Origin of the sequence: Micromonospora sp. Mcm103 (genome assembly GCF_024519755.1) — a bacterium.
Classification (GTDB): Bacteria; Actinomycetota; Actinomycetes; order Mycobacteriales; family Micromonosporaceae; genus Micromonospora; species Micromonospora aurantiaca.
The window spans coordinates 39147-61350 of the sequence record NZ_JALJRJ010000018.1 but is presented as its reverse complement, the minus strand read 5'-3'; the positions used below and the strand labels follow the sequence as shown (position 1 = coordinate 61350).

The 22204-nt window shown below is 73.3% G+C and carries 14 protein-coding genes and 1 pseudogene; 13 read left to right on the top strand and 2 right to left on the bottom strand.

Annotated features, from left to right (window positions below; translation table 11 throughout):
- Positions 1-6: 6 nt before the first annotated feature.
- Positions 7-888, bottom strand: coding sequence for a WXG100 family type VII secretion target (locus tag OC439_RS21715; RefSeq protein WP_262015030.1), 882 nt, complete (start codon positions 886-888; stop codon positions 7-9).
- Positions 885-1295, bottom strand: coding sequence for a YbaB/EbfC family nucleoid-associated protein (locus OC439_RS21710; RefSeq protein ID WP_262015029.1), 411 nt, complete (start codon positions 1293-1295; stop codon positions 885-887). Before OC439_RS21710 ends, OC439_RS21715 begins: the two co-directional genes overlap by 4 nt.
- Positions 1296-1547: 252 nt before the next feature.
- On the opposite strand from OC439_RS21710, the gene OC439_RS21705 reads away from it, so the two are divergent.
- From OC439_RS21705 to OC439_RS21645, 13 genes and pseudogenes are all read left to right on the top strand, one after another.
- Positions 1548-1868, top strand: a complete 321-nt coding sequence (locus OC439_RS21705; RefSeq protein ID WP_091416604.1) for a WXG100 family type VII secretion target — start codon at positions 1548-1550, stop codon at positions 1866-1868.
- 38 nt (positions 1869-1906) lie between these two features.
- Complete coding sequence (locus OC439_RS21700; protein ID WP_262015028.1) at positions 1907-2209, top strand: WXG100 family type VII secretion target; 303 nt, start codon at positions 1907-1909, stop codon at positions 2207-2209.
- 122 nt (positions 2210-2331) lie between these two features.
- Entirely contained in the window at positions 2332-3168 is an 837-nt protein-coding gene (locus tag OC439_RS21695; protein ID WP_262015027.1) for a hypothetical protein, read from the top strand.
- A gap of 42 nt (positions 3169-3210) precedes the next feature.
- A complete protein-coding gene (locus tag OC439_RS21690; protein WP_262015026.1) occupies positions 3211-6249 on the top strand; it encodes a hypothetical protein in 3039 nt (1012 codons plus the stop codon).
- A 2-nt stretch (positions 6250-6251) separates the two neighbouring features.
- Positions 6252-6650 (top strand): hypothetical protein, encoded by a 399-nt coding sequence (locus tag OC439_RS21685; RefSeq protein ID WP_262015025.1) that lies wholly within the window; start codon positions 6252-6254, stop codon positions 6648-6650.
- Positions 6647-10606: a type VII secretion protein EccCa gene (eccCa, locus tag OC439_RS21680; RefSeq protein ID WP_262015024.1), complete on the top strand. Its 3960-nt coding sequence runs from the start codon at positions 6647-6649 to the stop codon at positions 10604-10606. Before OC439_RS21685 ends, eccCa begins: the two co-directional genes overlap by 4 nt.
- 13 nt (positions 10607-10619) lie before the next feature.
- A complete protein-coding gene (eccD, locus tag OC439_RS21675) occupies positions 10620-12029 on the top strand; it encodes a type VII secretion integral membrane protein EccD (protein WP_262015023.1) in 1410 nt (469 codons plus the stop codon).
- A gap of 6 nt (positions 12030-12035) precedes the next feature.
- The gene (gene eccB / locus OC439_RS21670) at positions 12036-13391 is read left to right on the top strand and encodes a type VII secretion protein EccB (RefSeq protein WP_262015022.1); all 1356 of its coding nucleotides are present in this window, start codon (positions 12036-12038) and stop codon (positions 13389-13391) included.
- A 7-nt stretch (positions 13392-13398) separates the two neighbouring features.
- Positions 13399-16419, top strand: a complete 3021-nt coding sequence (locus OC439_RS21665) for a hypothetical protein (RefSeq protein WP_262015021.1) — start codon at positions 13399-13401, stop codon at positions 16417-16419.
- Between the two features lie 58 nt (positions 16420-16477).
- A complete protein-coding gene (locus OC439_RS21660; RefSeq protein ID WP_410054944.1) occupies positions 16478-19708 on the top strand; it encodes a right-handed parallel beta-helix repeat-containing protein in 3231 nt (1076 codons plus the stop codon).
- Between the two features lie 33 nt (positions 19709-19741).
- On the top strand, positions 19742-20062 hold the full coding sequence (locus OC439_RS21655) for a YbaB/EbfC family nucleoid-associated protein (protein WP_262015019.1): 321 nt from the start codon (positions 19742-19744) through the stop codon (positions 20060-20062).
- Positions 20063-20181: 119 nt separating this feature from the next.
- On the top strand, positions 20182-20817 hold the full coding sequence (locus OC439_RS21650) for a helix-turn-helix transcriptional regulator (protein ID WP_194802792.1): 636 nt from the start codon (positions 20182-20184) through the stop codon (positions 20815-20817).
- Between the two features lies 1 nt (position 20818).
- A pseudogene (locus OC439_RS21645) lies at positions 20819-22204 on the top strand (hypothetical protein); the annotation flags it as partial.

Here is a 22204-nt window from a genome sequence, read left to right as displayed (position 1 = left end):
GGTGGCTCAGGCGCCGGGGGTGATCGGGGTGGGCGTGCCGTCCGGCGAGTAGCTCAGGTACAGCGGCTGGTAGCCGGGCGCGGTCGGGTCCACGGTCGGGTTCTCCTTGACCACGAAGAACCGGCCCTGTCCGGGATCGATCGCCGTGCCGTCGGGTGTGGTGACGGGGGTGCCGGTCAGCGGGGTGATCGAGTCGTAGAGGTTCGCGTCCACCCGCGTGCTGCCGTCCTCGAACGGGTTGAGCGCGATCAGCCGGTACCCCTCGGGCAGCGGCCGGCCGCCGACGTGCGCGGTCGCGTACTCCGGCCGGGCGAAGTAGGACGAGATGGCCGGAGTGGCGGCGGCGAGCGGGGTCAGCGGCTCGGCGGGCTCCAGCGGCAGCATCGGGGTGCCGTACTGCCGTGGGGCGAGCCGGGCCTGCTCGGCGACCGGTTCCGCGACCGCCCGGCGGCGGGACAGCAGATGGGGCCGGCGCGGCTCACCCTCCGCGGTGGGCTCCAGCACCGGGCCCGCCACCGCCCGCCTCGCGTACGTGGGGCCGTCCAGGCGGTCGAAGTCCTTGGCCATCTTCCGGCTGACGTCCAGGGCGGCCTCGTCCGCCTCCCGGTACGCCCGGCCGCTCTCCGTGAGGCCCTGGGCGGTGTAGTGCAGGGTGCCCTTGACGCCGCCGATGATCGCTTCGAGGTTGTCCAGGCCCTCCAGGAACTTGGTCGAGAACTGCTCGCCCATGTCGTCGTCGCCCCAGGCGTTGGCGTACCGGGCGCGCAGGGCGGTCAACTGGGCGAGGTAGGACTCGTAGAGCTGCACGTGCGACTCGTACGCCTTGCCGAGCCCTTCCACGCCGTCCGGGTCGACCCACAGCCGTCCGCCGGGATTGTTGCTGATCATTCGGGCCCCCGGGTCAGGAGTTCCCGCACGCTCGTCACCATGCGGGGTTCCTTGGGCAGGAACGCGTCGGCCCCGGCCTGGCCCCGGACCAGCTTGTGGGCGTCGAGGCCGTCCGGCAGCACCGGCGCCAGCACCTCGGCCGCCTGGTTCATGACCTGTTCCTTGGCGTCGGCGTAGGTGTCCAGGATGAGCCGGGTCAAATCGGCGGTGGTGAGCCGCTTGTGGGCGCCGGAGGGGAACTGGATGTCGGTCAGCACGCCGTTCTGGCCGACGGTCACGCTCACCTCGCGCCGTGGTGACGTCGCGGTGGCCGAGAGGGCGCTCATCCGGGCCTGCATCTCGGCCAGGCTGTTGCGCTGTCGCTCGTACTCCTGGAACAGGCCTTCGATGCGCTCGCTGTAGTTCACGACGGACCACTCCCTCGACGTCGCGGTCCAGTGAAGACGCCGCCGCGGTCGCGCCGGAACTCCGGCCGGGGATCAGTGCATGAAAGTGCAACCACTCTTCCCGGGCTGTCGGCCGGCGCCGCCCGTTCCGGGGGCGCTGCCGTGCAATGTTGGGTGACGTTCGGACATGGTGGTGCGACCGGGTTGCCGCCGGGCACGGCCGCGGATCAACACTCTTCCCTGCCACCTTTCCCTGACACGAGGAGTCCGACCGTGACGATGCCGATCGTCAGCACCACCGAAGAGGGTATGCAGCGGGCTGCCCAGGAGTTCTCCGACAAGGCCACCGAATTCACCGGCCAGCTGCGCGCGGTCAACGGGCAGATGGCCATCCTGATCTCCTCCTGGACCGGCCAGGCGTCGCAGGGATTCAACCAGGCCATGGACAACTGGGAGAACGCCTTCCAGCGGGTGATCAACGAGCTGCTCAACATGCTCGAGGTCATGGGTGTCACCACCAAGGGCTACCAGACGGCCGAGGACGAGGCGTCGAGCGTGGCTAACTCCTTCGGCGCGGCCCTGCCGGGCATCTGAGCCGCACCCCGACCGCCCGATCTCCCGAGAGGACCGACATGTCCAACTACACCTTCGACTTCGTGCAGGCAGACGCCGTACTGACCGACATGAACCGCATCAACGGCCAGATCCAGTCGTCGCTGGAGGGGATGGAGCGCACCGTCGAGGCCAGCCTCGCCCAGTGGACCGGTGCCGCCCAGGAGCAGTACAAGGTCTCGAAGCTGGCCTGGAACCAGGCGGCCGACTCGATGGTCGGCTACCTGGAGCAGGCCCGCCAGACTCTGCTGCAGATCTCCGACAACTACGGCACCACCGAGCAGCGTCACGCCATGATCTGGAACGACGTCCGAGGCGGCTGATCCGCTCGACGGCCGCCGCGGACGCGGCGTGTCGTCCGTCCCCGGCCCGGTGCGCCAGACGACCCGGGCCGCTGGGGTCTGTGCCAACGTTCCGCCGTCGACACCCGAGTGGAGTGAGCTCCTTGGCCCGCATTGACTGGGGATACCCCAACGACAAAGCCATCAGCGCGATGAACGCCTACGGCATGGGCGACGCCGCCATCGGGAAGCCGGAGGGCACCACCCAGGCGGCGCACGACTCCTGGATGGCCTTCTACAACAAGCACCAGAACAACCGCACCGGGGTGAACTACGAGCGGTGGAAGGACGAGGTCCGCGCGGAGCATCCGGAGTGGATCGAGGCTCGCGACTGGTACGACAAGAACATCCTCGACACCGACGGCTGGAAGAACCTCGTCAAGACGTACAAGGACAACATCACCGACCCGTCGAACGTGACGCCGCCCGCGTTCACCGACCAGTCCGACTGGATCGACGACAAGATCTCGACCGGCTCGGGCTTCAAACCGCCGGCGATCAGCCCGACGTTCAGGGGTGACACCGCCTCGACCAGTGGCGTGGCGGTCAACACCGCCGCCCTGAAGTGGTTCGCGGAGGACGTGCTGGGCCGCATCACCGGCGCCGGGAAGATCCTGCTCACCACGGCCGACCAGGTGGGCGCGATCGACCCGCGTCCGGGCGCCTTCGCCCGGGCCGAGGTGCTGCGGCAGGCGATCGTCGGGGCGACGGCCCAGGACGGCGGCGTCAAGGGCGACATGAAGGACATGCTCGTCAACATGAACACCGCCCTGCTCGCGGTGCAGGCCGCCCTGCTGAAGATGGCCGCGGAGTACGAGAACCTCGAAGAGCTCAACGCGCTCACCACCGACAAGCTCAGCGAGATCATGGGCGACTCCTTCAATGGCCTGGAGAACCTGAAGACCTACGGCCAGAAGATCGTCAAGACCGACGGAAACTGACGCGGGCGAACAGGTCTCGCCGCTCGCGAAGAGGGACAGGGCATGGGCAACGGTCTCGGTGACAGCAAGCTCGACGGGTGGAACGATCCCGCGGAGGAGGCGGCCACCTTCCCACCGAAGGTGGTCCCCGTCAGCGACCTGTACGACTACCGGACCTGGGCGAAGGAGACCCGGGGCTGGCGGAAGCTCGAGGCCGCGGTGAACGGCGGCGCCGCGCTGACCACCGAGAGCGGGCGGGACCACGCCGAAACGCTGGTGAGTGTGCGGTCCGTCGTCGAGACCGCGCAGGCCTTCCAGGCGACCCAGGACCTGCTGATCTGGCTCGAACAGACCATCCGTACCGCTGTCACCTCGATGGTCGGCGACGACAAGGCGTGGAAGGGGCCGGCGGCCAACGGGTTCCGCGACAAGATGAACTACTACGCCGACCTGCTCGGCAAGCAGGCAGAGCACCTGGCCGGCGGCGCAATCCCGGACCCCACCACGGCGGCCAACAGCATCAACTCCTCGACCAACCGCAACTCGCTGCCGTCGCAGCTCTACGACGCCGCCAACCATCTGTCCTGGGCCCAGCAGACGATCGCCTACCTGGACCGCGCCTGGGCGTCGATCGCCTCGGACAACGGCGTCGGCAGCGGCAGCGGCCCGGTGCCGATCAGCGGCACCGAGTACGAGAAGCCGATGGCCCAGCAGATGTCCGAGGTCGTCCACACGGTCGCCGAGAAGTACAGGATGACCACCGACAAGGCGGCGACGTCCACGGTCAGCGTGCCCACGCCCAGCATCAACGTGCCGACGGGCCCGCCGATCCCGTCGCCGACCTTCACGACGCCGACGTTCACGACCCCGCCGGGGCTCACCCCGCCGGGCTTCACCACGCCGCACATCGGCGGCATCACCACGCCGGCCGTCAGCGCGCCGCCGAACATCACGGTTCCCACGATCACCCCGCCGAACCTGGCCGGCATCGGTGGCCCGGGTCCCGGCCAGGGGCCGGGAGGAATCACCCCGCCGGCGTTCTCGGGTCCCGGTGAGATCGGTGGCCCCGCGCCCGGCGGCGGGGGCGGTGGCAGCGGGCTGCCCGGCTTCGACGCACCGGGCATCAACGGGCCGGGCGGCGGCTTCCCGGGCGGCGGCGGGGTACCGGGCGGCGGCGGACTACCGGGCGGCTTCGTCCCTGGTGTCGTACCGCCGGGCATCAAGCCGCCGGGCTCGGCTAACCTCGGCGGGGGTGCGGGCGGCGCCGGTTCGGTCAAGCCGCCGTCGTTCTCCGGACCGGGCACCGTGGGCGGACTGAAGCCCGGGGCGGGCGTGGGCGGCATCGGCACCCCCGGCGGCGGGTTCACCGCGCCCGGTGTCCCGGGCTTCGGCCCGCCCGGCGGCGCGAGTCCCGGTGCGGGCGGCAGTCCCGGGCTGCCGGAGAAGCCGGACGCGAACGGGCTGCTCGGCAACAGCGACGACTTCGCCCCCGGTGCCGTCGACGGTGTGGACATCCCTGCCGCTCCCGGTGGCGCCGTGCCCGGTGGCGGCGGCTTCCAGTCGCCGATGATGCCGGGCATGCCCGGCGCGGGCGCTCCCGGTGCCGGTGCCGGTGGCGGCACCGGTGTCCCCGAGGCGCCGGATGCCAAGGGCCTGGTGGAGGGCGACGAGGCGGACTGGCGGTCACCCGGGTTCGACGGCGTGCAGGTTCCCGGCGCACCGGCCGGCGTCTCGGCCGGCGGCGCCGGGCTGGGCGCCGGCATGCCGCCCATGCCCGGCATGCCGGGACCCGCAGGTGGCGCGACGAACCCCGGTGGGACCGAGTCGCCCGACGCCCGGGGACTCGTCAGCGGAGACCCCGAGAACTGGGGACCGGTGGGCGTGGACGCGGGCGTGCCGGACGGGTCGGGCGGCGCGCCGGCCGGTGGCGACGGGCTCGGCGTCGACGGCCCGCAGATCCCCGCCGCGCCCGTGGCTCCGGGCGTCGGCGTCGACTCGCCGGTCACGGCGCCGGCCGGTGCCGCGATGCCGATGATGCCGGGAGCGCCGGGCGCGCCGGGCGCCGGTGCGGGCGCGCCCGCCGGCGTGCCGGACGCGCCGGACGCCTCCGGGCTGATCGAGGCGGACGCCGACGACTGGCGCCCGTCGACCCCCGACGCCGGTGCGCCGCAGGCGCCCACGGGAGCGGGCACGGGCGGCGCCGGACTGGTGGAGCCGGTCCCCGCCGTGCCGTCGAGCACCGGTGTGACGCTCCCGAGCACCGACGTGACGGCACCGGTCGCCGGTGTGCTGCCGCCGATGGCCGGCCCGCCGGGCAGCCACGCGCCCGCCGGCACCACACCACGTACCGCACCAGGGGCGTCCGATCTGATCCGGCCGGACGAGACCGACTGCACCCCGGCCCGGCCGGAGGACTGCGCGCCCGAGGCGGGGGACGGCACCGTGGCCGGTGGCCCGGGCCTGGACGGCTCCGCGCCGGAGGTTCCGGCGGCACCCGGGTCCGGCACCGGCGGTACGCCGGGTGTGCCCGTACCGGAAGTGGTCGTGCCGCCGACGGCGGTGGAGGTGCCGACAGTGGTCGACCTGTCCCCGGCGGTGAACCCACCCGCCCAGACGGCCGCGCCGAACCAGTCCGGGCAGCCGAACCCGCCTGCGCAGTCGAACCAACAGGCGTCGCCGGGCGGCGGCGGTCCGGAGGGGACGCAGCGGAGGACAGCCGTCGTGGCCGACGGTGAGGTGGCGGTCGCGGTCCCCGGCGCGCTCGGCCTGGCCGGTGCCGCCGCCGTCGCCGGAGTCGGTGGTCCGCAGGCGTCCGGCCGCGCGGCGTCCGGCGCGGACCCCGGCGACCCGGCGCGGGCCGGCACGGTCCGGCGTCCCTCCGACCGCGACGACGACCGCGAACCCGGCGCCGGCCGGGAACCCGCCGCCGGTCTGCGCGAGGACGACGCCGTCTGGGGCGGTGACCGCGCCCGGCCGGGGGCCGACGACCACGTGCCGCTGGTCCGCCCGGACGACGACCCGGACGACACGGCGGGCTGGGACGACCTCAGCGACGCGGACTGGCTGACCGGCCCGTCAGCTGACGACGGCAGGGAAGGGTGACCATGTCGGAGACACCGCAGCCCCCGCGCGCCGTGTGGCGGCGTGTGGCGCCCGCGAAGGCGCCCCGGCCGTCCGACGGCACGCTCGACTTCTTCGGCGCCGACCTGGAGAAGATGCCCCGGTGCGGTGAGCCCGGCGTCAGCGACGCCGAGTTCACGGCGTCGCTCGCCGACGAGGAGAAGGCTGCCGCCGCCCGCGCCGAGGCGTTCTGGGCCGAGCAGGAGCGACGCCGCAGGGACGAGGAGGAGCGGGCGAAGAAGGAGAAGAAGCGCCAGGCCGAGGAGGACGACGACGTCAAGGTGGCCGAGCGCTACCGCAACGACCGCTACGCGGTGAAGCTGCTGCGCCAGGAGCGCACCGTCTGGGGCGGCGACGGCGCCGACGCGGGGACGATCGGATGAGTACGGTCACCGTCAAGCGCCCGCCCCGCGCCCCGGGCCCGGAGGCGCCGGAAGGCTCGATCGAGCTCCAGGAGCCGCCGCTGATGGCGGAGGAGGCCCCGCTCGACTTCCGCTCGTTCGCGATGGTCGTGCCGATGGGCCTCGGCATGGGCGCGATGCTCGCCATGTTCGGCCTCTACAACCGCACTCCGATCATGTACGTGATGGGCGGCGCGATGGCCGGCGGCATGCTGCTCATGGGCGTCATGCAGATCGGCCGCGCGGCTGCCGAGCGCAAGCGCAAGATGCGCGGCGAGCGGCGCGACTTCCTCCGCTACATCGGGCAGCTGCGCAAGCAGGCCCGTGAGGCGGCCGACCAGCAGCGCCGGCACGTGCTGTGGAACAACCCGCAGCCGGGCTGGCTGTGGTCGATCGCGATGGGCAGCCGGCTGTGGGAGCGCCGGCCCAGCCACGACGACTTCGGCCGGGTCCGCATCGGTCTCGGCCGGCAGACCGCGATGCTGAAGTTCAACCCGCCGTCGACCAAGCCGATCGAGGACCTCGAACCGCTGTCGTCGATCTCGCTGCGCCGGTTCTCCGAGGCGTACCGGACGGTGTCCGGCATCCCCACCTCGGTCGGCCTGCCGAGCTTCACCAGCGTCGAGTTCGAGGGCGCGATCGACCCGGCGATCGACCTGGCCCGCGCCATGGTGGCGCAGCTCGCCACCTTCCACGCCCCGGACGAGCTGCGGATCGCGGTGCTCGCCGCCGAGGTGCACCGGGGCCCGTGGGAGTGGGTCAAGTGGCTGCCGCACAACGCCCACCCCACCGCGTACGACGCGGCCGGCCCGGTGCGGATGTTCGCCGGCAGCCACGACGCGCTGATGGACATGCTCGGCCCGGAGATCACCGACCGGGGCGACCACGACCGGGCCGTCAAGTCGACCACCACCGAGCCGTTCCTGGTGATCGTCGCGCATCTGGTGGACCTGCCGGACAGCTCCCGCCTGCTCGGCGCGGGCATCCGCAACGTGGTGCTGCTGGACCTGACCGGTGCGATGCCCGGCGGCCCCAAGGTGCTGCGGCTGACGGTCACCGACGACGTCGTGGAGTTCCCGGCCGGCGCGACGACCGGCTCGGCCAAGCGGGACGGCCTGGATCAGACCCGGTGCGAGGCGCTGGCCCGCATCATCGCGCCGAAGCGGACCAGCGGCACGCTGGAGGTCTCCGACGAGCCGCTGGACACCAGCTTCGAGCTGACCACGCTGCTCGGCATCCGCGACGCGATGACCTTCGACGTGCAGGCGCTGTGGCGGACCCGGACGCCGCAGCGCAACCGCCTCATGGTGCCGATCGGCGTCACGGAGGAGGGCGAGGTCATCGAGCTGGACCTGAAGGAGTCCGCGCAGGGCGGCATGGGACCGCACGGCCTGCTCATCGGCGCCACCGGCTCGGGCAAGTCGGAGCTGCTGCGTACCCTCGTCTGCGGCCTCGCCGCGACGCACAGCTCGGAGATCCTCAACCTGGTGCTCGTCGACTTCAAGGGCGGCGCCACCTTCCTCGGCATGGACAAACTGCCGCACACCTCGGCGGTGATCACCAACCTGGCCGACGAGCTGCCGCTCGTCGACCGGATGCAGGACGCGCTCAACGGCGAGATGACCCGGCGGCAGGAGATGCTGCGGGCCAGCGGCTACGCCTCGCTGTTCGACTACGAGAAGGCGCGCGGCAACGGCGCCCAGCTCGTGCCGTTCCCGGTGCTGCTGATCGTCGTGGACGAGTTCAGCGAGCTGCTGTCCAGCAAGAGCGAGTTCATGGACCTGTTCGTGTCCATCGGCCGGCTCGGCCGGTCGCTCGGCGTGCACCTGCTGCTCGCCTCGCAGCGCCTGGACGAGGGGCGGATCAACCGGGTCGAGGGGCACCTGTCGTACCGGCTGGCGCTGCGCACGTTCTCCTCGATGGAGTCGCGGTCGGTGATCGGCGTGGGCGCGGCGTACGAGCTGCCGCCCGAGCCCGGAAACGGCTACCTGAAGGTGGACACCACGAACCTGGTGCGCTTCAAGGCGGCGTACGTCTCCGGCGCGTACACCGGAAGTGGACGCCGCGGCGGCGTCGCGGACGCCGGGGACGAGCCCACCGCGGACGTGGTGCCGTTCACCACCCGGCAGGTCGCGGTGCGCCACGACCCCGGGCCGGAACGCCCGGCCGAGCAGGTCGAGGAGCCCGCCGCCGACGCGAACGGGCCCAGCCTGGTCGAGGTGCTGCTGGACCGGCTCGCCGGCTCGGGCCCGCCGGCCCGCCAGGTCTGGCTGCCGCCGCTGTCCAGCGCGCCCAGCCTGGACTCGCTCATGCCGAGCGTGCTGCCCGACCCGGTACGCGGCATGACCATCGACGACCCGGCCGTCCAGGGTGGGCTGCGGGTTCCGGTGGGTGTGGTGGACCGGCCCGCCGAGCAGCTGCGCGAGCTGCTGGTGGTCGACCTGAACGGCGCGGACGGCCACGTCGGCATCGCGGGCGCCCCGCAGAGCGGCAAGTCGACGCTGCTGCGCAGCCTGATCCTGGCGCTGTCGCTGGCGAACACGCCGCGTGAGGTGCAGTTCTACGGCCTCGACTTCGGCGGCGGCGGCCTCGCCTCGATCGCCGGCCTGCCGCACGTCGGCTCGATCGCCACCCGGATGGAACGCGACCGCGTCGTCCGGACGGTCGAGGAGGTCCTCCAGGTCATGGAGAGGCGCGAGGCCGAGTTCGCGCGGCACGGCCTCGATTCCATGTCCACCTACCTGGCCAAGGTCGCCGAGGGGGTGATCGAGGACGGCTTCGGGCACGTCTTCCTGGTCATCGACGGCTGGTACACGATGAAGCAGGACTTCCAGGAGCTGGAGCAGAAGTTCCAGGAGCTCGCCTCGCGCGGCCTGTCCTTCGGCGTGCACGTGATCGTCACCGCGACCCGCTGGTCGGAGCTGCGTACCTGGATGCGGGACCTGCTCGGCACGAAGCTGGAGCTGCGGCTCGGCGACGCGATGGAGTCCGAGCACGGCTCCCGCAAGGCCGCCACCGTGCCCAACCAGGTCGGCCGCGGCCTCACCGACGGCGCGCTGCACTTCCTGGCCGCGCTGCCCCGGATGGACGGCAGCTCCGAGGTGGGCGACCTGGCCGAGGCGACCAAGTCGGTGGTCGAGGAGATCGGCACGTTCTGGCCCGGCCCGACCGCCCCGCCGGTACGGATGCTCCCGGCGCACCTGATGGTCGAGACGCTGCCGCCGCCCGAGTCCGACTTCAAGTTCGTCATCGGCCAGGACGAGCAGCGTCTCGCCCCGGTCTGGCACGACTTCATGACCACCCCGCACATGCTGGTCCTCGGCGACAGCGAGACCGGCAAGACCAACCTGCTCCGGCTCGTCCTGCGGTCCATCCAGCAGCACTACCCGCCGGAGCGGGCGAAGGTCGTGCTCGGCGACTCGCGCCGCGACCTGGACACCGCGATCGGCGCCGCGTACCAGGTGGGCTTCGCGTTCACCGGCGACAAGATGCACGAGCTGGCCGGCCAGGCGTCGGTGTCGATGAACCGGCGGATGCCCGGGGCCGACGTGTCGTCCGAGCGGATGCGCAGGCGCGACTGGTGGGAGGGGCCGGAGCTGTTCGTCATCGTCGACGACTACGACCTGATGACCAAGAGCACCGGGATGGGCTCGACGCTCGACCCGCTCCTGCCGTTGCTGGCCCAGGGCGCCTACATCGGCCTGCACGTGATCGTCGCGCGGAGCACCTCCGGCGCGATGCGGGCCATGATGGACCCGGTGATCCGGCGGATGTGGGAGCTGGGCACGCCCGCGACGCTCTTCTCCTACCCCAAGGAGGAGGGCAAGTTCCTCGGCGAGGCGAAGCCCCGCCAACTGCCGCCCGGACGCGCCCAGCTCGTCACCCGGCGCGGCGTACGCCTGATGCAGACCGGTTTCGTGTCGGACACGGCCCGATGAGAGAGGCTCGCTGGTGACCGCAGCGCTCAACGACCAACTGTGCCGGATCACGGTGATCGGCCCGGCGCGCCGGGCCGATCTGGCCGTACCGGCCCGGATGCCGGTGGCGAACCTGATGCCGCTGCTGGTGCGGCACACCACCGACCTGGCCCGGGTGCCCGACGGCGAGGTGCCCGACGAGTCGTGGGTGCTGCAACGCCTCGGTCAGGCGCCGTTCGAGCTGTCCGGCACGCCGGAGAGCCTGGACTGGCTGGAGGGCGAGGAACTGCACCTGCGCCCGGCGCAGGACCCGCTGCCCGAACTCGACTTCGACGACCTGGCCGAGGGCGTCGCCACAGTGGTCAACCGGCGGGCCGACAGGTGGCAGCCGGAGTACCGCCGGGTGCTGTTCCTGGTGCTCTCCCTGGTGGCGATGGGCCTGATCGCCGCCGTCCTCGTGGACCGGGGCCCGGTGCTGCCCCAGGTGATCGCCGGCGCGGTGCTCGCGGCCGGGCTGTTCACCGCGGCGATCGTCAGCGCCCGCCAGCAGACCGACGGCGCGTTCCCGCTGCTGTTCGGCGGCGGCGCGGCGTTCTTCGCGGCGGTGGCCGCGTCCAGCGCCGTCGACGGCGACCCGGACGGCGTGGCCTGGACCGCCGCCGCCGGGCTGGCCGCCGCCGTCGCGGTCGTCGGGGTGACCGCGTTCCTGCTGATCGCGCAGCGGACCGTCACACCGGTCATGCCGTTCGCCCCGCTGCTGATCGTCGCGCTGACCGCCGCGATGGTGGTGCTCGTCCTGCTGGCCGGCGACGGTTTCGCGCTCACCGCGCCGCAGGTGTCCGCGGTGGCGGTGTCGGTGATCCTGGTGCTGATCGTGATCGCGCCCCGGGCGGCGGTGAAGCTCGCCCGGCTGCGCGGACCGCAACTGCCGAAGACCGGCGCCGACATGTCGTACGACATCGAGCCGGAGGACTCCGACCTGGTCAAGTCGCGTGCCGACGAGGCGGACACCTACCTGACCGCCTGCATGACCGCGTCCGCGCTGGTCCTGCCGGTGCTGATGCACCACACCATGCGGGCGCCGGGCTGGTCCGGATGGACGCTCGTGCTGGTGACATCGAGTGCAATCCTGTTGCGCTCGCGTACCTTCTTCGGTTTCTGGCAGCGGGTCGCCCTGGTCGCGGCCGGTACCGTCGGCTACCTCATGGTGGCCCTGATGTTCTCCGACAAGCTCGCCCCGACCGGCCGGTACGTCCTGCTCGGCGGGCTCGTCGCCCTTCTGGTGCCGCTGGTGATGGCCGCGCTGCGGCCGTGGCCGCGACGCATGCTGCCGTTCTGGGAGTACACCGCCGGCGGGCTGGACGTCGCCACCGGCCTGGCCGTGCTGCCGGTGCTCGCCCAGGTGCTCGGGCTCTACGCCTGGGCCCGCGGACTCTTCGGGTAGCCGGCCGTGCAGACCCAGCGCGACCACGTCCACGCCCACCAGTTCATGATGGGCCGGTTGAGTTCCGCCCTCGTGCAGGGCGACCCGTCCACGGCGGAGATTCCCGGGCAGCGTGCCGTCACCGGCCTGGCCTTCGGCGTGCTGATCAGCGTCCTGGTCGTGGCCGGGTTCGCCGTCTACGGCTGGATCGTCCCGGGCGGCAGCAAGGCGTACACCCGCAGCGGCGTGATCCTGGTGGAGAAGGAGAGCGGCAACCGGTACGTCTACCTCGACGGCGTGCTGCGCCCGACGCCTAACCTGACCTCGGCCATGCTGATCCAGGGCAGCGGCGCCACCGTGAAGCTGATCTCCAAGGAGTCGATCAAGGACGTTCCGCGCGGACCGTCGATCGGCATCGACGGCGCGCCGCAGTCGGTCGCCACCGGGCAGATGGTCGCCGGCCCGTGGCTGGCCTGCCTGCCCGGCTCGGTCACCGACGAACCCGGCGACCGCCTCGGCCTCAACCTCGACCCGCGCGCCGAGGCCGTCCCGCTGCCGGCCGACCGCTTCGCCGTCGTCCGCGCCGCCGACGGACCCACCTACCTGGTGACCGCCGGCCGCAGGCACCGGGTCGCCGACCCGGCGGTGCTCGTCGCGCTCGGCGCCACCACCACCCGCAAGGTGCCCGCCCCGCAGGACTGGCTCGACTTCCTGCCCGACGGGCCGGACCTGGCCCCGGCCACGATCCCCGGCGCGGGCCGCTCCGGGCGGGTCGGCGATCGGACGTACCCGATCGGCACGCTGTTCCGGCAGCGGCCCGACACCGGCGCGGAACAGCTGCTGGTGCTGCGCCGCGACGGCCTCGCGCCGCTGAGCCGGACCGAGTTCCTGCTCGCCACCGCCACCTCCGGGGAGGAGCCGGTGGAGCTGAGCGCCGCCGACCTCGCCGCGGCCCGGATGTCGGCCGACCGGTCGCTGCTCACCCGGCTGCCCGACCTGACCGGCCTCACCCCGCAGGAACCCGGCCCGTACGCGCTGTGCCTGCGCCAGAGCGCGGTCGACGGAACGCGGTTCGACAGCACCGCCGTGCTCGCCCCGCTGGCCCGCTCCGGTGTCCGCCCCGACGGGCGCGCGACGGTGCTCACCGCGCCCGGCAGCGGCATGGCGGTGCTCCCGGCGCCGGTCGGCACCGGGGCGGCGCAACCCCTGCCCACGTACATCGCGGACGACGGAAAGGCGTACCCGATCGGCGACCAGGACGCGGTACGGGCGCTGAAGCTCGACCGGGTCGTGAACGTTCCCTTCCCGAGAGAACTGCTCGCGCTGGTGCCGCAGGGCCCGGCGCTGAGCATGAGGGCCCTCGCGGCCGCAGAAGTGGGGTAGGTCGATCATGGCAACCCGGTTCCGGGACCTGTTCGGCGGCGGCAAGGACCGCCCCGAGGGCGTCGTCCAGCACACCGTCGGCAACGCACTGGTGGTGCACGCCGAGGACGCCATCAGCCCGGAGGCCCAGTCGCTGGCGCTGTCCATGATCGAGGACGCGGAGAACGACGTGGTCGTGCTCGACCTCGGCGACGGCATGCCGATCAGCGCGTGGGAGTCGATGGCCGGGGTGCTGCCGCGCCGCCGCCGCGGCATCCGGCTCATCGCCTGCGGCCGGCACGGCAACTCCGCCGCGATGGCCGGTCAGTGGCTCTCCGAACGCCTCAACCGCACCGTCATCGCCCCGGACGGCGACCTGGTACGCGGCTCCGCCGGAACGCTGTTCGTCCACTCCGCACCGGGTAGCGGCTGGGTGCGGTTCCGGCCCGGCCGTCCGCCCGCCTGGGACGCCAAGCGCTACCCGACGCCGCGATGGGACCGGGCCGCGATCGACACCCGGCCGTCCAGCGCCACCGCCGAGATCGAGCCGATCCCGGCCGGGGTCTGGATCCACAGCAACCGCGACCCGCAGGTGGTCGACCCGCAACGGCAACGGCTCACCGCGTACGTGCCGTGTCAGGCCGAGACCATGACCGTGCTGCTGGGCTGCCCCGGCACACCGTCGCTGTCGCTCGACGACGTGGTGCGCTTCTGGCGCGGACTCGACGAGGAGAACCGCCAGCGTGTGCGCTTCGTGCAGTTCGGCGAGGTCCGCATCCCCGAGGGCGAGGCGTTCGGCCAGGCGCTCGCCGACCTGCTGAACACCGACGTCACCTGCTACACCGGCGTACCGATCGGCAGCCCGCAGCGGTATGAGATCCGCACCGTGCTGCCGGACGGCGCGTTCGGCTGGGCGCCGTACGCGCTCGAACTTTCCTACACGCCCCGGGCGCACCCCAACTCGCGGGCCCGCCGGCCCGCCGTGCTCAGCCACCGCCCGCCGCTGCCCGGCGCCGAGGAGGTCGCGCCCCGGGTCTACTGGTTCGCACCCGGCGCCGTGGTCGAGGTGGTGCAGGCCGGTCTCTGGGTACGCTCCACCGTCGAGCCGAAGAACGCCGAGCAGGTCCGGTCCGCGATGCTCGACGCGGGCAGCGGCACGTTGGTCTTCGACGACACCGTCCACTCCACCGCCCACCGGATGCGGGAACTGGCACTCGACCTGGCCGCACGGGTCGACGGCATGGCGGGTACGAGCCGCGCGCTGATGCCGGCGTCGGTGCTGGTGCCCGGCGCGAGACCGGCCAGCCGGGCCGAGGTGGTCATCGACCTGGAAGCCGAGACCCGGGCGGTGGGCACGACCGTGCCGGTGCCCGCGTACATGGAGGTCGCCCCGTCCGCGCCTGTCGCACCGTCCGCGGCGGACAGCGTGGTGGTCGCCGTTCCCGCCCCGGTCCCGGCCGTCCCCGCCGATCGGGACCAGCCGGCCGCACCTCCCGCGGTGCCGCTTCCGGCCGCGCCCGCACCGTCGCCGCCGGTCGCGCCGCTCGTCCCGGAACTGCCGGCGCCGCCCGCGGTACCGTTCGTGTCCGCGCTCCCGGATCCGCCCGCGGTACCGCTGCCGGCAGCGCCTCCGGTCGTCTCCGAACTGCCCCCGCCGCCGGTCGTGGCGACGCTGCCGGACCCACCCGCGGTGCCGGTCGTCTCCGAGCTGCCCGCACCGCCCGCGTCGCCGGTCGTGTCCGGGTCACCTGCGCCGAAGCCGGTGCCGATCGCGTCCGAGCTGCCTGAGCCGCCCACGGTGCCGCTCGTGTCCGAGCTGCCGGCCCCACCTGCGGTGCCCCTGCCGACAGCGCCGCCGGTGGCACCCGTCGAGGACGCCGGGCGCGAGACGTACCCCGCGCCCCCCACCATGCCGGCGGGCTTCGGCGAGCCGGCACCGCCGACCATGCCTGCCGGTTTCGGCTCCGCGCTCGCGGCCCCGCCGGTGGCGGCCGGTCCGGCGGCGCCGGTCGCGGCCCCGCCGTCGATGCCGGTCGTCGCGGTCGACCTGCCGTCCGCCGGAGCCGGCCCGTCGCCCGTGACCGCGCCCGCGCGGACCGTCGAACCCGGCGGACCGACCGCACCTACCGGACCGGCCGCACCCGCCGGACACGTCAAGCCGTCGGACGCCCCCGAGTCGTCTTCGGGAAACGCCGAACCGTCGGAGGCCGCCGAACCGTCGGAGGTGGCCGCCGAGGCACGCGTGCAGCCGGTGCCCTCGGCCGGCGCCGGCGCGCTGCTGTCGGAGAAGAAGGGGCTCGCCGACGAGCGCGCCTGGCTGCGCCGCACGCTCAGTCGCGAGTTCGACGTGATGGCCAGCTCGGTGTCCCGGATCATGTCCGAGCACCCGGGCATGCAGGGCTCCGGCGTGTCCACCGAGGACGTGCTCGCCGACACGGTCGCGCTGCGGCTCTACCTGACCGGCCGGGGACCGGGCGTCGACGCCGGTCTGCGCTCCGGCCGCAAGGGACCGCACGTGCCGTTCGCGCGGTGCGTGGTCGCCGGGGTCTCCCGGATGCCGTCGTTCCGGGGCACCACCGTCTACCGGCTGTCGCCGACCGACGGCGAGTGGGCGCTCTACCAGGACCGGCGGCTGGTCACCGACTGGAGCTTCGTCAACGCGCTGACCCAGCCGTGCGCGTCCGAGGACGGCGACACCGACGTGCTGATCTGGTCGATGACCGCCCGCCGGACCAGCCTGCTGGAGCCGGAGGGGGACGAGCACGTCGAGGACCGGGTGCTGTTCCTGCCCGGCACGAACTTCAAGGTGCTGGACCTGCGCCGGCCCTCCGAGGGGGAGCGCGGCGCGGTCCTGCTGCGGGAGATCGGCGCCAACGAGATCGACGACACCGGCCGGGTCGACTCCAACCGGGTGTCGCTGGACGAGCTGGCGCTCACGTCGCTGCGGCGCAGCGTGGACCGCTGGGCTTCGGCCGAGCCCCGGGTACGCATCGGCGCGGCGGCCCGCGGGCGCCTGCGGGTGCTGCCCGGGCTGGACCGGAAGGGATGACGCGGTGAGTCGGCAGGTTCTTGTGGTGGGCGACCGGAAGCCGGGGTCCTATCCGACGATCGGCTCCGCGCTGGCCCGGGCCGAGCCCGGCGCCACCATCGACGTCCACCCCGGCCGGTACGTCGAGAAGCTCGTGGTCGGCGACCGGGTGACGATCAGCGCGGCCCAGCCCGGCACCGTCGAGGTGCACGTGGAGGAGGGCAGCGTCCTCGTCGTCCGCGGTGAGGGCGCCCAGCTGCGCGGCATCACGCTCAGCAGCGCCGACACGACGCTGGCGGCGGTCGACGTGTACGCGGGCGAGGTGGCGCTCGACGACTGCCGGGTCAGCGGCGCCTCCTGGGTGACGCTGCTGGCCCGCATGCAGGGCACCGTCGCGCTGCGCGGCTGCGACGTGACCAGCTCGGCCGGCGCGGGCGTGGTGGTGATGTCGGCCGGGTCGAGCACGATCGAGGACACCGACGTCCACGACGTCGCCACGAGCAGCGTGGTGGCAGGCGAGCAGAGCGCGCTGACGCTGCGCCGGTGCCGCCTGCGGACGGCGGGTGCGAACAGCGTGTGCGTCGGCGGCGACGCCCGGCTCACCATCGAGCAGTGCGAGATCACCGGTGCCGGCAAGCCCGCCCTGGTGGTCGAGCAGCGGGCCTGGGCCCGCATCCGCGGCCTGTCCGTCACCGGCAGCGGCAACGTCGACGTCTTCGTCCGCGGCGAGGCGGACGTGCAGATCAGCGACTCGACGTTCACCGGCGCCGCGGTGCAGTCGGCGCACATCGCCGAGGGCGCGTCGCCGGAGTTCCGGAACTGCACGTTCGGCGGCGCCGGCCACACCGCCGTGCAGGTGCTCGCTGGTGGCCGGCCGACCTTCACCGACTGCACGGTCGAGGACGCGCCGGTGGGCATCGCCGTCAACGGCGGCGCGCCCCGGTTCCTCGGGCTGACCGTGCGGGGCACGCGCGACCACGTCGCCGTGCTCGCCGGTGAGTCGGCTGTCGTGCTCCAGCGGCTGCGCGCCGAGATCACCACCGGCGGCGGGGTGCTGGTCCAGGACGGCGCCTCGCTGGAGGGCACCGACCTGGTGGTGGACGCGGGCGAGGCGACGGCGCTCGCGCTGACCGGGCCGGCGCGGGGCGTCGTCCACGAGGCGCGCCTCACCGGCACCGGCGCGGCCTGCGTCCGGGTGGGGACCGGCGCGGACCTGACGCTGCGCGCGGCCCTGCTGCGCGGTTCCGGCGCGCTGGCCGAGGGCACGCTCCGGCTCGGGGACAGCGAGATCGTCGGCGCGGCCCGCGACGGCCTGCGGGTCACCGGGTCGGCGACCGTCACGCAGACCCGGGTGCGGGAGGCCCGGGCCGACGGGATCGTCTTCGAGGCGGGCTCCCGGGGGTCGGTGAGCGACGGGGAGGTGCTCGGCAGCGGCGCGGCCGGCATCGGCGTGGACACCGTGGAGCCGGTGGCGCTCACCCGGTGCGTGGTGCGCGACAGCGGCGCCGAGGACGTCCGCCGCGCGCCCGGCGCCACAGTGACGACCGAGGCGCTGACGGTGGGCCGCCCGCAGGCCACCCCGGCGCCCGCCGGCCCGCCGGCCGCCGCGCCGGCCCCGGTCGCCGACGACGGGGGTACGGCGGAGGACGGCGCGGACGAGCTGAGCGAGCCGCTTCGCGAGCTGAACGGGCTGATCGGCCTGCGCGGGGTGAAGCAGGAGGTCACCGCGCTGATCAACCTGATCAAGATGTCGCAGGTCCGGCTCCAGATGGGCCTGCCGATGCCGCCGATGAGCCGGCACCTGGTCTTCGCCGGGCCGCCCGGCACCGGTAAGACCACAGTGGCCCGCCTGTACGGCTCGGTGCTCAAGGAACTCGGCATCCTGTCCAAGGGCCACATGGTGGAGGCGGCGCGGGCCGACCTGGTGGGCCAGTACATCGGCTCCACCGCGATTAAGACGACCGAGCTGGTCACCAAGGCGCTCGGGGGCGTGCTCTTCATCGACGAGGCGTACACGCTGTCCAGCGGCTCGGGCGGCTCCGGGCCGGACTTCGGCCAGGAGGCCATCGACGCGCTGATGAAGATGATGGAGGACCACCGCGACGAGCTGGTGGTGATCGTCGCGGGCTACTCCGAGCTGATGGAGCAGTTCCTCGCCTCCAACCCCGGCATGGCGTCGCGGTTCACCCGCACCATCGAGTTCCCCAACTACTCCGTCGAGGAACTCGTCACCATCACCTCGAACCTGGTCAGCAAGCACTACTACGAGCTGACCGACGACGCGGTGGAGGCGCTCACCGCGTACTTCACCCGGGTGCCGAAGAACGCCACGTTCGGCAACGGCCGGGTGGCCCGCAAGCTGTTCGAGGCGCTGATCAACAACCAGGCGTCGCGCCTGGCGACCACGCCGCCCACGAAGGACAACGAGCTCAACCGGCTTACCGCCGCCGACGTCGAACCCGAGCTGGCGCTGCTGGAGGACCTGCCGGTCGAGCAGGGCGAGCAGCCCGACGCGGCGACCGACCCGACCGGTGCGATAAACGCGGCCCGCAGCTGGAAGCGGATCTGCGGCCTGGTCGGCGGGCAGCGGGTCAAGGAGGCGGCCGGGCAGACGCTGTTGCAGCTCTGCGAGGGACGCAACCGCCGACGCGGCCCCGGCCGCACCGGCAACGTGCTGCTCGGCGGCCGGGCCGGCAGCGGCCGCAGCGAGTACGCCCGGCTCTACGCCGCATGCCTGTCGGAGCTGGGCCTGGTGCCGGTCGGCCAGCTCGTGCGGGTGAGCACGAGCCGGGAACTGGCGCCGCAGTGGCCCGGCCAGGCCGGCAGCCTGGTGGACGCGGTCCTCGAGGACGCGGCCGGTGGCGTGCTCCAGCTCGACTACGTCGACGACGCCTCCGGCGTCGCGCCGGAGATCGCCGAGGCACTGGTGGGCCGGATGCGCTCCCGGCTCGGTGATCCGGTGGTGGTGCTGACCGGCGAGGAGGCGGCCCTGGCGAGCCTGCGGGCCGCGGTGCCGGCGGTGAACGAGGTGTTCGGCCAGCAGTGGTCGGTGCCCGAGTTCAGCACCGACGAGCTGGCCGCGATCGTGCTGCGGCACCTGGTGCGGCGGGGCCACGAGGTACCCGACGACGTCCGGGCCGCGCTGACGCAGCTCGCCGGCCGGCTGCCCGAGCGCACCGTCCACGCCGCCCACCAGTTCTCGCTCGCGCTGACCCGGCGCACCGGCTCCCGTACCCTCGCGCTCGCCGACCTGGCCGCGCCCGGCCCGGCGGCCGGCGAGCGGCTCGGCGGCCTGGCCGCCGTCGGCTGACCACCACGACCGTCCCACACAGAAAGGCCCGGCATGCAGCCCGAGTCCAAGCCCGTTCCCCCCTCGTTCCAGGAGTTCATGGAGAACGCTCAGCGCCTGGAGGACCAGATGCGCAACGCGCAGGCGGAGCTGGAGCGGGCGATCGTCACCGGCCGCTCGCAGGACGCCACTGTGGTGGTCATGGCCAGCGGTCTCGGCAAGGTCCAGGCCGTCCGGGTCGACCCGAGGGTGTACGAGCAGCGTGACGCAGCGTCGTTGCAGGCGGCGATCATGGAGGCGATCCAGACCGCAGCCGCGAACGCCGGGAAGCTCGCGACGGAGAAGATGGGCCCCGTCGAAATCAATCTTCACTGACTGAAAAAAGTCTGACCAGCGGCTATGGGCAGATCTTCACGGCTCCGCGCCCTCGGGAAAGAGAGTGTGGAGATTTCCTGAAGGACCCTCCATGAGACTGTCAGCCCCTACTGACAGTGATGGAGATGGCTGTGGAGCAAGTTGCCGTCTTTGTGCACGCGCCCGACCCGCTGACCCACACCGGCCTGACCGCCCACCTCCGGTCGCGCTCCGACATCACGCTGCTGGACAGCGCGGACCGGACGCGGGCGCAGGTCCTCGTCGTCGCCGCCGAGCGGCTCACCACCGACGTGATCGCGATGCTGCGCCTCGCGGCGACCGAGATCGGCGCCCCGGTCGTCCTGATCACCACCGAGGTCAGCGAACAGGAACTCCTCACCGCCGTGGAGTGCCGGGTCGTGGCCGTCCTGCCACGCGCGGCGGTCACCGCCGAACGCCTCGTGCACAGCGTCCGGGCGGCCGCCTCCGGCGGCGGCGTGCTGCCCCCGAACCTGGTGGGCGAACTGCTCAAGCACATCGAACGGCTCCAGCGCGACGTGCTCAACCCCAACGGGCTCAACGCCTCCGGCCTGACCGCGCGCGAGATCGACGTGCTGCGGCTGATGGCCGAGGGCTTCGACACCAACGAGATCGCCGACGAGCTGCGCTACTCCGAACGCACGGTGAAGAACGTCATCTACGGCCTCAACCACCGGCTGAAGCTGCGCAACCGCTCGCACGCGGTGGCCTACGCCCTGCGCTCCGGCATGATCTGAGGTGATCACGCGCCACACCGTCGGCAACGCCCTGGTGCTGCACGCCAGCGAGCGGATCAGCACGGAGGCCCGTACGGTCGCGCTGTCGGTGGACCGTGATCCCGACAACGACATCGTGATCCTGGACCTGCAACACGAGCTGCCGTTCGACATCTGGGACACGGTCGCGACCGAGCTGCGCCGGCAGCGCCTGCGCCGGGGCATCCGGCTGGTGGTGTGCGGCGCCCGCCCGGAGACCGGGGCGCTCGCCGGCCAGTGGCTCTCCGACCGGCTTGGCCGGCCGGTGATCGCCCCGTTCGGGCGGATGATCCCGGGCGCGGCGGGACTGCTGTTCGTGCACGCGACGGATCTCGGCGGCTGGGTCTGCTACCGGCGCGGCCACACGCCGGTCTGGCAGTCGAAGCGCTATCCCGTACCGGCCTGGGACGGCGCCGCCGTCGACCACCTGACGATCAGTTCGACCTGCGCCGCCGAGCCGCTGCCCGGCGGCGTCTGGCTCCGGGAGAGCCGCGACGAGGCCGCCGTCGCCGTACACGGAAGCCACCTCACCTCGACGATGCCGTGCCTGCCGGACGCCATGCCGGTCCTGGTCGGCTGCCCCGGGACGGCGCCGCTGCGCCTGGACGACATCGCCCGGTTCTGGCGCGGCCTGGCGCCCGAGGGGCGCGAGCACGCCCGGTTCGTCCAGTACGGCCCGGTCGCGCTGCCCGACGGTGAGCCGTTCGGGCAGGCGCTGGCCGACCTGCTGCGCTGCCCGGTGCGGGTCTTCACCGGCGTGCCGAGCGGCCGCCCGGACGGCCCGGCCCTGTTCACAGTCGACGCCGACGGGCGGCCCGGCTGGCAGGTCTTCGCCGAGGAACTGGCCTACCGGCCCCGGGAGACCCTCGGGGCGAAGGCGGTGACGCCGCGCATCCTGCGTCACCGTGCGCCGCCGGAACTCGGCGAGCCGGTCGGCCCGCGCGTCTACCAGTACGCCCACGACGCGGTGGTCGAGGTGATCCCGTCCGGCCTCTGGCTGCGCGGCCCGGAGCCACCCCGGCACGCCGACCGGATCCGGGCGGTACCGATGGACCCGAACCGCGTCCGGCTCGTCGTGGACGACCCGGCGCCGGCCGCGGCGGACCGCCACCGGGAACTGGCCGGTGACCTGGCCGCGCGGCTGGATCCGGCGACCCGCAAGCGCGCGGCGGTGCAGCCGTCCTCGCTCGTGGCGCCGGGACGCCCGGGGCTCTCGGCACGCGGGATCGAGGCCGGGACGTACCGGCACACGACGGGTCACGCCGCCGGACTGCCTCCCGCACCGTCGGTGCCGGCGCCCGTCCCGGAGCCGGTGCCCGTCGCCGTGGCGGGCCCGCCCGCGCCGTCGGCGGCCTGTCGGTCTACATGG

Coding starts and splice junctions, on each gene's coding strand:
- OC439_RS21715 (WP_262015030.1), bottom strand. CDS start 888: ATGATCAGCAACAATCCCGGCGGACGGCTGTGGGTCGACCCGGACGGC.
- OC439_RS21700 (WP_262015028.1), top strand. CDS start 1,907: ATGTCCAACTACACCTTCGACTTCGTGCAGGCAGACGCCGTACTGACC.
- OC439_RS21690 (WP_262015026.1), top strand. CDS start 3,211: ATGGGCAACGGTCTCGGTGACAGCAAGCTCGACGGGTGGAACGATCCC.
- OC439_RS21685 (WP_262015025.1), top strand. CDS start 6,252: ATGTCGGAGACACCGCAGCCCCCGCGCGCCGTGTGGCGGCGTGTGGCG.
- eccCa (WP_262015024.1), top strand. CDS start 6,647: ATGAGTACGGTCACCGTCAAGCGCCCGCCCCGCGCCCCGGGCCCGGAG.
- OC439_RS21665 (WP_262015021.1), top strand. CDS start 13,399: ATGGCAACCCGGTTCCGGGACCTGTTCGGCGGCGGCAAGGACCGCCCC.
- OC439_RS21655 (WP_262015019.1), top strand. CDS start 19,742: ATGCAGCCCGAGTCCAAGCCCGTTCCCCCCTCGTTCCAGGAGTTCATG.
- OC439_RS21650 (WP_194802792.1), top strand. CDS start 20,182: ATGGAGATGGCTGTGGAGCAAGTTGCCGTCTTTGTGCACGCGCCCGAC.